Genomic DNA, 10,365 nt, shown 5'->3' with positions numbered 1-10,365 from the left:
CGGCGTCGGGGCGGCGCTGCTCATGGCAACGCTGCAGGCGATGCGCGATGCAGGCTATGTCTATGCGGTGATTGGCGGAGCCGGGCCCATCGAATTCTACAAGAGCCAGTGCGGCGCAATCGAGATCCCCGGCTCCACCCCTGGCATCTATGGCGACATGCTGCGCTGATCAGCTTTGCGCTCTGGGGCTTTGCCTCACGCGAAAATCATTTATACGTGGCGCCCAAACGCATCCTTTGAACTGGTGGGTGAAAATGTCGAACCGCGTCGCCTGGCACGAATTGTCAAAACTGTCCGCAGATGAGCGCAAGACGCTCTTGACGCGAACGGAAGACGACCTCACCCATTTCCTCGAAAATGTCGCCCCCATCATCGAGGCGGTGCGCAAGGAGGGCGATGTGGCGCTTTCCCGTTTTGCGCGCCTGTTCGACAAGGCGCAGGTCGAGCCGGACGCGATCGCCGCGACGGAAGAAGATTTCGATGCTGCCTTCAAGACGCTCGATCCGGAGATGATCGAGACGCTGGAATTCTGCGCCGACAACATTCGCCGTTTCCACGAGGCGCAGCGGCCTGAAGAAATGTGGATGAAGGAAATCCGCCCCGGCGTTCTGGTCGGCGAGCGCGCCACGCCGATCGACAGCGTTGCGCTCTATTCGCCGCGCGGCAAGGGCACGTTCCCTTCGATGACCCTCATGACGGCGATCCCGGCCGTGGTTGCCGGAGTGCCCATGCCCATCGTGCTCACCCCGCCCGGGCCCGACGGTAGGGTGGATGCGGCAACGCTGGTTGCCGCGCGCATTGCTGGCGTGAAGCATGTCTACAAGGCCGGTGGCGGTCAGGCCGTCGCCGCCGCTGCCTACGGCACGGAAACCATTCCACGTTGCGCCAAGTTCGAGGGACCGGGCAGCCCGTGGATCGCCGCCGCCAAGCGCCTGCTTCAGGGCCAGATCGCTTCGCGTCTCCCCGCCGGCCCCACCGAGAGTATCGTCCTGGCCGATGAGACAGCTGATCCCGAAATCGCGGCGCTCGATCTCTTGGTCGAAGCCGAACACGGCAGCGACAGCTCCAATTTTCTGGTCACCTGGTCGCGCGAGATTGCGGAAAAGGTGCGCGATGCGCTTCCGAAATACTGGGCCGAGATGAATGCCGAGCGCGTGCGCTATTCCTCCGATGTGCTCGGCGGTACGAGCGGCGGCATTGTGCTCGCGGACACGCCCGAACAGGCGTTCGACTTCGTCAACGATTACGCGCCGGAGCACCTGCAGATCCTGTCTAAGACGCCCTTCGAGTATCTGTCGTGCGTGCGCAACGCATCGGAGATCCTGCTCGGCGAACATGCAGCAGGCTCCATGGCCAATTATGCCATGGGGCCGAACGCCGTTCTGCCCACTTCGGGCATGGCGCGCGCGCATTCCCCGCTCGGCGTGCACGATTTCATGAAAACCTCGTCCATTGGCCATGTAACCGCGCAGGGTTATGCCGAATTCGCCCCCCACACGCTGCGCTTTGCCCGCTATGAGGGCTTCGACGCCCATGGAAATGCGGTAACGAAACTCAGGAACAATCACGTGGAGAAGGGCGAGTAGGGCGCGAAGCGGCCTTCAAGGAAACGCAACCAGCACACAACGCTTGACAGAACCACCCGCAAAGCGCATTGCAACCGCCCCTTGCAACCCACCGGTGTTCTCATGTTGCCCCTTGCATCGCTCGGCGAGCGCATTGTCATTCTCGGCCCGTCCAATGCGGGTAAATCAACGCTGGCTCTCGCCCTGTCCGAAAAGCTTGGTCTTCCGGCAGTCCATCTCGATCAGCTACAGCATCTGCCGGGCACCGACTGGCAGACGCGGCCGGAGGCCGAGTTCAGAGCTTTGCACGATGCGGCGATCGAGGAAGAAAGCTGGGTGATGGAGGGAAACTACTCCCGCCTCATGCCGCAGCGGCTGGCCCGCGCCACCGGCATCATCCTCATCACATCCAGCCCGTGGCTGCGCATCGGGCGCTATCTGAAGCGCACGCTGGTCAACCGGGCTGACCGCGCCGGGCATCTGGAAGGCGCGCAGGACAGCATCAAATGGGAGATGATCCACTGGATCCTCGTCAAGACCCGCAACAGCGATGCCAAATACGCAGATGTTGTGCGGAGGTCCGGCTTGCCCGCGGTTGAATGCCAGTCGGCCCGCGCGCTGAACGATCTGTACTGCGCCTGGGAGCTTCAGTCCCCGGTCAGATAGCGGGGAGCGCGCGGCACACCCAGCCCCTGAAGCTGAAGCCCGCATAGAATAGCTCGATATCGCCGAAACCGGCTTCCGCCAGCAGGGCTTCGTCTTCCTCCGGTGCCAATGCGGGCAGGTTCTGCCGCATCGCCGCGATCTGGGCCATCACCTTGCCCGATACCTCACCCGATGCTGCGTGAAAGGCCGCATTGCGCCTGAGCCAGCGTTCGCCGGCTGGCGTTTCGATGGGAAAGCTGTGATGTGCCACGACAAGCGGCGCTCCGGGCTGAAGCCGGGAATGCAGCGTCCGCAGCGTGTCGAGCCGGGCCTCGCGCGGCAGAAAATGCAGGGTGAGGAAGCATGAAGCGCCATCGAAACGCTTCTCGGGTGCGTCCTCGATATAGCCCTGGTGGAAGGTAACCCGGTTTTGCAGGTCGCCAAGCGTGGCACGGGCCAGCGCCAGCATATCGGCAGAAGGGTCCACTCCCTCGAAGCGCCAGCCGGGATGGGCGAGCGCGAAGGCCCGAAGCTCAACTCCGCCGCCCGCACCCAGCACAAGAACGCGGCCCTTCTGCGGAATATGCTCTGCCAGAAGAATACCGGCCATGCGATGCATGTCGGCAAGGCCCGGAACCTGCCGCATCACCCGGTCCTCATACCCGTCTGCCGAAGTCGTGGCTGTCATTTGTGAAGGAGGCATGTCACGTCCTATCCGGGCCAGACCAGCGAGCGATGAACCTGCGCGCCGGCCATCGCCCCGTCCGCCACGGCAAGCGAAACGGAATGCGGCACCAGCGCGACATCGCCGCAGGCAAAGGCGCCCGACACGCTGGTTTCCTTGGACGCATCCGTTTCGACCTGCGTCCCCATCGGCGTCTCCTCAAGTGCACAGCCAAGCGCTACTGGAAGGTTGCTGGCCGGCTCCACCCGCGGCGCCACAAAGAGCCCCGAAAAAGTGAGAACCCGCCCGTCCGCAAGTTCCACATCCGCGTCATTGGCGATGCGTGCAATGCCGGTCGTTTCGATGTTTGCACCACGCTGGATGAGCCTCTCCCTTGTGTCCGGATCGAGCGCCAGCGCGTCGTTGGGCAGGAAGGTGACCTCACCCCACTCGGTCAGAAGCTCGGCCTGATGGGTCGACATTGCGCCGCTGCCAATCACGCCAATGCGCCCCTGGTTCAGCTCATAGCCATGGCAGTAGGGGCAATGGAAAATGTGGCGGCCCCAACGCTCTGCCATGCCCTCGATGGCCGGCAGATGGTCGCGCACGCCGGTGGCAAAGATCACCCGGCGGCCGGGATGGTGCGCGCCGTCTGCGCATTCGACGACAAACCGGTCGCGCTCGCCGGAAACGGCAGTGGCCCGGGCGGCGATTACGCTCACGGTTGGATATGCCTGCAATTGACGCCGGGCCTCCAGCGCGATCTGTGCCGGATCGTCGCCGTCGCGGCTCAGAAATCCGTGGGAGTGTCTGGCCGCGCGGTTTCGTCTTTCGCCCGCATCAACCACCAGCACCCGGCGCCGCGCTCTTGCAAGCTGCAGCGCCGCGGCCATGCCGGCATAGCTGCCGCCGATGATGATGACATCCTGTTCCATGTGCTAGGCCCCCTGCCTGCGGCGCTCGGCGTACCGGCGGGAGAAGTCGGCGGCGAGGTCGGCAAGTGTGATTTGTGAAAAACGTTCCAGAAGCAGCGCTTCTGCCTTGATGAATGTGTCGTCGAGCGCTGCATTGACCGCCTGCTCCACCAGGCATTCGGGCGTCTCATTGCGGTTTCCGATGGCAAAGAATGCGGGCTCGCCGAGGGCAGCATGCAACTGCCGGAGTGTGACGGTTCTGAGGTCTGCCGCGATGCGCCACCCGCCGGCCGGCCCGCGATCCGACGTCACGATCCCCGTCTTGCGCAACAGCCCCATCGTGCGCCGCACGACCACGGGATTGGTGCCAAGGCATTTGGCCAGCGTCTCGGATGTCATCGGCCCGTCCGCTTCGTGCATGTGAAGCAGCGCGTGCAGGACGGAGGAAAGGCGGCTGTCTCGTTTCATGTAACTTATGTAGTTACGATTAGAGGCATGCGTCAAGGGGTATCAAAATTGCAATCAGGAAGTGTTTGAAGGCGTGAGCCGGCGGGCAGGGATCAGGCCTTGCCCGCACACCCGCCGCAATTGCCACGAATCTCGATTGTCGTCTTGGCCGGCCTGAAACCGTGCGAGCGGGTCCAGCCGTCCAGCCGGTCCTTCACCACGTCGTCGGAAAACTCTTCCACCTTGCCGCAGTCCTCGCAGATGGCGAAGGCGATCAGCTCCTGTTCATGGCAGTTGGGGTGCGCGCAGGCGACGAAGGCGTTGAGGCTCTCCAGCCGGTGCACCAGCCCCAGCTCCGTCAGTTTTTCGAGCGCGCGATAGACCTGCAGCGGCGCGCGCAGCCCGTCGCCGCGAAGCCGGTCGAGGATCGTGTAGGCGCTGAGCGGAGCTTCGGCACCGGAAAGCGTTTTCATTACCAGCGCCTGGTTGCGTGTAAGATCGGCACTCATGGTTTTGTCTCCGTGGAGGGCGCTTCACCTTTCGCCACGGGTGAGGGCGTCAGGCTCAGAAGGAAGAGCACAAGCGCCGCCACCACGATGGACGGTCCAGAAGGTGTATCGAATTGCAGCGACGCCGTCAGCCCGCCGACAACCGAAAATGCACCGATCAGTGCGGCGAGCACGGCCATGACCTCCGGCCCGCTGGCAAAGCGGCGCGCCGTGGCCGCCGGGATGATCAGCAGTGCGGTGATGAGCAGGATGCCCACAAGCTTCATGGCAATGGCAATCACCGCCGCCATCAACAGCATGAAGACGAGGCGCGAGCGTTCGGGCTTCAACCCCTCTGCCTGCGCGATGTCGGGGTTGACCGTGGCTGCCAGAAGCGGCCGCCACAGCCAGACGAGCAGGGCAGTCACCGCCGCTCCCCCGGCATAGATCACCGCAATATCGGCCTTCGACACCGCGAGAATGTCGCCAAACAGAAAGCCCATCAGGTCCACCCGCACCCAGGTCATGAAGGCGACCATGACAAGGCCGAGCGCAAGGGTGGAATGCGACAGGATGCCGAGCAGCGCATCAGTGGAAAGCGCCCGCCGCCGTTCCAGAAAGATGAGCGCCAGCGAGGCAAGCGCCGCCACCAGGAACACGCCCACCATGAGGTTGATCTCCATCACCAGCGAGAGCGCCACGCCCAGAAGTGCGGAATGCGCCATCGTGTCGCCGAAATAGGCCATACGCCGCCACACGACGAAACAGCCGAGCGGCCCCGTCACCAGGGCAAGGCCGATACCGGCGACAAGCGCGCGGATAAAGAAATCATCGAGCATCGCTACTCCCCTTTACCGGCGCTTCGGCTTCCGCATGGTGGTCGTGGTGGTGGTGACCGTCATCCTTGTGACAGTGCTCGGTGATTGTACCATCCGCATGGCGCACACGGCCATCAGGGAGATGCGTGTGGTCATGATGGTGGCGATAAAGCGCCAGCGATTCTGCGGCGCGCGTGCCAAAGAGCTTTCGGTACTCGGGGCTGTCCATCACGCTCTGCGGCTCGCCGCGGCAGCACACATGGCCGTTCAGGCAGATCACCGTGTCGGTGTCGGCCATCACGATGTGCAGATCGTGCGAGATCATCAGTATGCCGCAGCCCGTCCGGTCCCTTATGTCGCGGATCAGCTCGTAGAGCGCCACCTCGCCCGTGAAATCCACGCCCTGAACCGGCTCGTCGAGCACCAGGAGGTCCGGCTTGCGCAGCATGGCCCGCGCCAGCAGCGCGCGCTGGAATTCGCCACCGGAAAGGGCAGCCACCTGCCGCTCCGCCAGATGTCCCACGCCCGCAGCCTCAAGAGCGGTACGGATCTCCTGCCTGCCTGCCGGTGCCGTCAGCGTCATCAGCCGCTCCACGCTGAGCGGAAGCGTCCAGTCGAGCGCCACTTTCTGCGGCACATAGCCCACTCTCAGCGTGCTCGCCCGGTGCACATGACCTTCGCTCGGCTGGAGGATGCCGATGGCCGTCCTGGCCGTTGTGCTCTTGCCAGAGCCGTTGGGCCCGATCAGCGTCACGATCTCGCCCCGCCGCACCGAAAGATCGACCCCGCGCACCAGCCAGCGCCCGCCACGGCTGATCCCGGCATTGTGCATCTCCACCAGCGTGTCACTGGAGGTCTGTGCCAATGATTTTGATTTTTCCAGCATGTGAATATTTCCGACTTGTCAGCGGATATGGCACACGTTATAGCGTAACGCAAGGATGTGTAATATCATAACATTTGTGTCGGCACGGGCCAAGTGGGGAGCCGGCGTTGTGGCTACATGTCCGATTGTTCGTTCGACGCCTGACAGGAGCCAGTCATGAAATCGTTTCGCCTTTCCCTCGCTGCCGCAGCATCCGCCCTCACGCTGCTTGCTTCAGCCGGGACAACCGGCGCTTCCGCAGCCGATCTGGAGGTCGTAGCTTCCATCAAGCCGGTACACTCCCTGGTGGCCGGGGTGATGGAAGGTGTCGGCGAGCCGCAGCTCATCCTGCAGGGCGCCGGCTCGCCGCACACCTATTCCATGCGTCCCTCCCAGGCGCGCATGCTGGCCGGCGCCGATGTCGTGTTCTGGGTCGGCCCCAGTATGGAGGTCTTTCTGGCGAAGCCTCTTGAGACGCTGGCGGGCGAGGCAAAGCTGGTGAGCCTCTCCGAGAGTGAGGGCATCACTCTTATCGACATGCGCAAGGGCGGGGCGTTCGAAGCGCATTCCCACGGCGATGAAGATGATCACGAGGCGCACCAAGCTGGCCATGACCATGAAGAAGGCCATGATCACGAGGAAAAACATGCTCATGACGATGGGCACGATCATGAGGAGGGTGAGAAGGATCACGCCCACGAGGACCATGCACATGAGGGACACGATCACCACGATCATGGCCCGGACGCGCATATCTGGCTCGACCCGGAAAATGCGAAAAGCATCGTCAATGCCGTCGCCGAGGCCCTGAGCGAAGCCGACGCCGAAAATGCCTCGACCTACGCCGCCAATGCTGCAAGGCTCAACGAGCGCATTGAGGCGCTGGAAGCGGAAATCGCAACCGGGCTGGAGCCGGTGAAAGAGCGTCCCTTCATCGTCTTCCACGATGCCTATCAGTATTTCGAAAAGCACTTCGGCCTTGCCGCGGCCGGGTCCATCACCGTCAGCCCGGAAGTCATCCCGGGCGCACAGCGGGTGGATGAAATCCGCACAAAGGTGAGCGAACTAGACGCTGCCTGCGTTTTCGCCGAACCCCAGTTCGAGCCACGTCTCGTGGAAGTCGTCACCGAGGGGACCAATGCCAGATCCGGTGTTCTCGATCCGCTCGGTGCCGAGATCGCCGATGGCCCGGATCTCTATTTCGACCTGATGCGCGGCATGGCGGCTTCCTTCAGGGGTTGCCTGGCGAAGTAAGGAAAAAGCGGGGGCAGGCTTCTTTCCGCGATTGCTGGGGATTGGGGCCCCACCGCGTCAGCGTTTCCGCGAAACGGTGAGCCATCCCTGCCTGCGGCTGGCAAAGCCAGATGGATCGCCTGGCACACAAGCCCCCAGGGTCAGGCGGGCGCCCGGTTCAGACAGTGCCTGTTCCGGGCGCCGTTCACTGCACCATGGCGACCATGCCGATATCGAGGCCACTGCACCCGCTCAAGAGCGTTGTCCATGCGGTCGAGGGCATGCCCTACAGCATCGTCGCCGTTGGCGGCTCGGGCGAAAGCCACGAAAACCACTGATCGCGGGCCAGCCGCGCAAAAAAAAAGCCCCGCCTTTCTTTCCGGCGGGGCTTTGCATTCTCATGCCATGGTTCGATCAGTGACGGGAAAGCCAGTCGTCGATCTCGCGCTCGGCCTCTTCCTGGGCTTTGCCGTAGCGTTCCTGTAGCTTGCCGGCGAGTTCCTTCCGGTTGCCGCGAACGACATCCAGATCGTCATTGGTGAGCTTGCCCCAGTTCTGCTGGACCTTACCCTTGAACTGTTCCCAATTGCCTTCGATCTGATTCCAATTCATGACGGTTCCTTCCGCATCTGAATGGAGTGCACTCCGGTTGAAGTCATCGGCCTAGGTGGCTCGATAATGCGCGAGACGTGATGTGGTTCCCGCATTTGTTTTCGCCGCCATCGGGTTTGAATGCGGGTGCAGCCACCCTTAGATTGAGGGGGGAAAGGAAACCTCTATGGAAAGCCAGCCCGCGCCTTTCGTGCCGCCTGCGCCGCGCCCGCGCACCAGCCCGCCCTCCACCTTCGAGATGATGCGCATTGTCTATCGCAACCCGCTCGAACTGTGGGGCGAGCCCTCCTACAACGAACCGTGGATTTCCATCGACAACACGATCGGCGGCCCGCTCGTCATCGCCAATGATCCGGGCCTCATCCGCCATGTCCTCGTTGACAACGCGAAAAACTACAGGATGGCCCGCGTGCGCCAGAAGATCCTGCGCCCCATCCTGCGCGACGGGCTCCTGACGGCCGAAGGCGCGGTCTGGCGCCGCTCGCGCAAGGCCATGGCGCCGGTCTTCACCCCGCGCCACATCGCCGGCTTCGCCAGACCGATGCTTGAGCGCACCCAGGCCTTCGTCGCGCGATACGAAAACGCAGACGAGCCCGTCGACGTCTCGCGCGACATGACCCTTCTCACCTTCGACATTCTCGCCGAGACGCTTTTTTCCGGCGAGATCGCCGGCGAGCCCGGCAGTTTCGCCTATCAGGTGGATCGTCTGTTTGAGACCATGGGCCGCGTCGACCCGCTCGATCTTCTGGGCGCGCCCGACTGGCTCCCGCGCATCACGCGTCTTCTGGGCCGCAATTCGCTGAAATTCTTCCGCGACATCGTCGCCGAGACGATGGCCATGCGCCGCGAGAAGATGGCGTCCGGCCACGACGTGCCGGAAGATTTCCTCACCCTTCTCCTGCGCGCCGAAGGGCCGGAAGGCCTCACCCGTGCGGAGATCGAGGACAACATCATCACCTTCATCGGTGCCGGCCACGAAACCACGGCGCGCGCACTCGGCTGGGCGATCTACTGCCTCGCCTCGGCCCCGTGGGAGCGTGAAAAGATCGAGGCCGAGATCGACGCGGTGCTCGCCCGCGAACCCGATCCCGTTCGCTGGCTCGATGCCATGCCCTTCACCCGCGCCGCCTTCGAGGAGGCGATGCGGCTTTATCCGCCCGCGCCCTCCATCAACCGCGAGGCGCTGGCCGAGGATCGCTACCGCGATTTCACCATCGTCAAGGGCGCGCAGGTGCTCGTCATGCCGTGGACGGTCCATCGCCACCGGCTGTTATGGGCGGAGCCGGATGCCTTCATGCCGTCGCGTTTCCACCCTGGGAACCGCGAAAAGCTCGACCGCTATCAATATCTGCCCTTCGGCGCCGGCCCGCGCGTGTGCATCGGCGCCACTTTCGCCATGCAGGAGGCCGTCATAGCGCTCGCCATCCTCCTCTCCCGCTTCCGCTTCGACACGCTGCCCGAAACGAAGCCCTGGCCGGTTCAAAAGCTCACCACCCAGCCCCAGGGCGGCCTGCCGATGCGCGTGTCGCGGCGCTGAAACCGCATCAGGATAAGGATCACCACCAGAGCCGCTTTCTGCCCACATCCCCCCAAACCTTCGCATCCTCGGGCTTGACCCGAGGATGCATCCCGTAGCGCCGGGGATAAACCGCCGTCCTTCAAGGCGACACGCAATTTTTCTCACCCGCCCCCTCATCACCAGCGCAACGGCATGGCTCCCATGGTCAAGCCATGGGATGAAGACGTGATTGAAGTGCGTTCCCTACTCGCTATTCGCCACTCCCTATTCGCTCTTTTCTCCCCCACCCCAAAACCTCCACTACACTCCCACCCATCGCCCCTGTCGGGAACCGGGTCCGGAGCCGGGGATCAGGAGGAGCGACGGCAGCCTCCCCCTCGGGTTCGGTAACCCGAGGCCTGTGAGGGCCCGCGAAAGGCCGGCGGCCGGTTTCAGACCGGTTGCGGAAAAGCCGCTAGGGCACAGATCGCCCGAGTGACCGGTCGGCAGTCGGGACAGCGGCCGGCGGGGCGCGCTTTTCGCGCCACTTATTTCACAACAGAGAGGCACGAAAAACGCGCCCCGTTTCCCGAACGATGCAAACCCCGGCGGAACC

12 protein-coding genes and 1 pseudogene are annotated in these 10,365 nt (G+C 63.4%); 6 read left to right on the top strand and 7 right to left on the bottom strand.

What is annotated here, in order from left to right; genetic code table 11:
• From JCM21793_RS30700 to JCM21793_RS21425, 3 genes and pseudogenes are all read left to right on the top strand, one after another.
• Positions 1-169, top strand: a pseudogene (locus tag JCM21793_RS30700) (GNAT family N-acetyltransferase); the annotation flags it as partial.
• A gap of 85 nt (positions 170-254) precedes the next feature.
• On the top strand, positions 255-1,586 hold the full coding sequence (gene hisD / locus JCM21793_RS21430) for a histidinol dehydrogenase (protein WP_025031670.1): 1,332 nt from the start codon (positions 255-257) through the stop codon (positions 1,584-1,586).
• Between the two features lie 102 nt (positions 1,587-1,688).
• Positions 1,689-2,231, top strand: a complete 543-nt coding sequence (locus JCM21793_RS21425) for a P-loop NTPase family protein (protein WP_025031669.1) — start codon at positions 1,689-1,691, stop codon at positions 2,229-2,231.
• On the opposite strand, the gene JCM21793_RS21420 is transcribed toward JCM21793_RS21425, so the two are convergent.
• From JCM21793_RS21420 to JCM21793_RS21395, 6 genes are all read right to left on the bottom strand, one after another.
• Positions 2,224-2,913 carry a class I SAM-dependent methyltransferase gene (locus JCM21793_RS21420; RefSeq protein ID WP_025031668.1) on the bottom strand — a complete coding sequence of 230 codons (690 nt, stop codon included), beginning with the start codon at positions 2,911-2,913 and terminating at the stop codon, positions 2,224-2,226. The genes JCM21793_RS21425 and JCM21793_RS21420 overlap by 8 nt on opposite strands.
• A gap of 8 nt (positions 2,914-2,921) precedes the next feature.
• Positions 2,922-3,809, bottom strand: coding sequence for an NAD(P)/FAD-dependent oxidoreductase (locus JCM21793_RS21415; protein ID WP_025031667.1), 888 nt, complete (start codon positions 3,807-3,809; stop codon positions 2,922-2,924).
• Between the two features lie 3 nt (positions 3,810-3,812).
• Positions 3,813-4,256 (bottom strand): Rrf2 family transcriptional regulator, encoded by a 444-nt coding sequence (locus JCM21793_RS21410; protein ID WP_025031666.1) that lies wholly within the window; start codon positions 4,254-4,256, stop codon positions 3,813-3,815.
• Between the two features lie 92 nt (positions 4,257-4,348).
• Complete coding sequence (locus JCM21793_RS21405) at positions 4,349-4,744, bottom strand: Fur family transcriptional regulator (RefSeq protein WP_007008088.1); 396 nt, start codon at positions 4,742-4,744, stop codon at positions 4,349-4,351.
• A complete protein-coding gene (gene znuB, locus JCM21793_RS21400; RefSeq protein WP_025031665.1) occupies positions 4,741-5,562 on the bottom strand; it encodes a zinc ABC transporter permease subunit ZnuB in 822 nt (273 codons plus the stop codon). Before znuB ends, JCM21793_RS21405 begins: the two co-directional genes overlap by 4 nt.
• A complete protein-coding gene (locus JCM21793_RS21395) occupies positions 5,552-6,427 on the bottom strand; it encodes an ATP-binding cassette domain-containing protein (protein ID WP_025031664.1) in 876 nt (291 codons plus the stop codon). Before JCM21793_RS21395 ends, znuB begins: the two co-directional genes overlap by 11 nt.
• A gap of 156 nt (positions 6,428-6,583) precedes the next feature.
• Between JCM21793_RS21395 and JCM21793_RS21390 the strand changes: the two genes are divergently transcribed.
• Both JCM21793_RS21390 and JCM21793_RS29375 read left to right on the top strand, forming a co-directional pair.
• Positions 6,584-7,660, top strand: a complete 1,077-nt coding sequence (locus JCM21793_RS21390; protein ID WP_025031663.1) for a zinc ABC transporter substrate-binding protein — start codon at positions 6,584-6,586, stop codon at positions 7,658-7,660.
• Positions 7,661-7,770: 110 nt separating this feature from the next.
• Positions 7,771-7,977 (top strand): hypothetical protein, encoded by a 207-nt coding sequence (locus JCM21793_RS29375; protein WP_155983509.1) that lies wholly within the window; start codon positions 7,771-7,773, stop codon positions 7,975-7,977.
• 76 nt (positions 7,978-8,053) lie between these two features.
• Here the strand turns inward: JCM21793_RS29375 and JCM21793_RS21380 are convergent, their stop codons facing one another.
• On the bottom strand, positions 8,054-8,251 hold the full coding sequence (locus tag JCM21793_RS21380) for a CsbD family protein (protein ID WP_007008094.1): 198 nt from the start codon (positions 8,249-8,251) through the stop codon (positions 8,054-8,056).
• 166 nt (positions 8,252-8,417) lie between these two features.
• On the opposite strand from JCM21793_RS21380, the gene JCM21793_RS21375 reads away from it, so the two are divergent.
• Positions 8,418-9,788, top strand: a complete 1,371-nt coding sequence (locus JCM21793_RS21375; protein ID WP_025031662.1) for a cytochrome P450 — start codon at positions 8,418-8,420, stop codon at positions 9,786-9,788.
• Positions 9,789-10,365 lie beyond the last annotated feature (577 nt).

This window comes from Nitratireductor aquibiodomus NL21 = JCM 21793, assembly GCF_000615975.1.
Classification (GTDB): Bacteria; Pseudomonadota; Alphaproteobacteria; order Rhizobiales; family Rhizobiaceae; genus Nitratireductor; species Nitratireductor aquibiodomus.
This window is presented reverse-complemented; position numbering and strand designations above follow the sequence as displayed.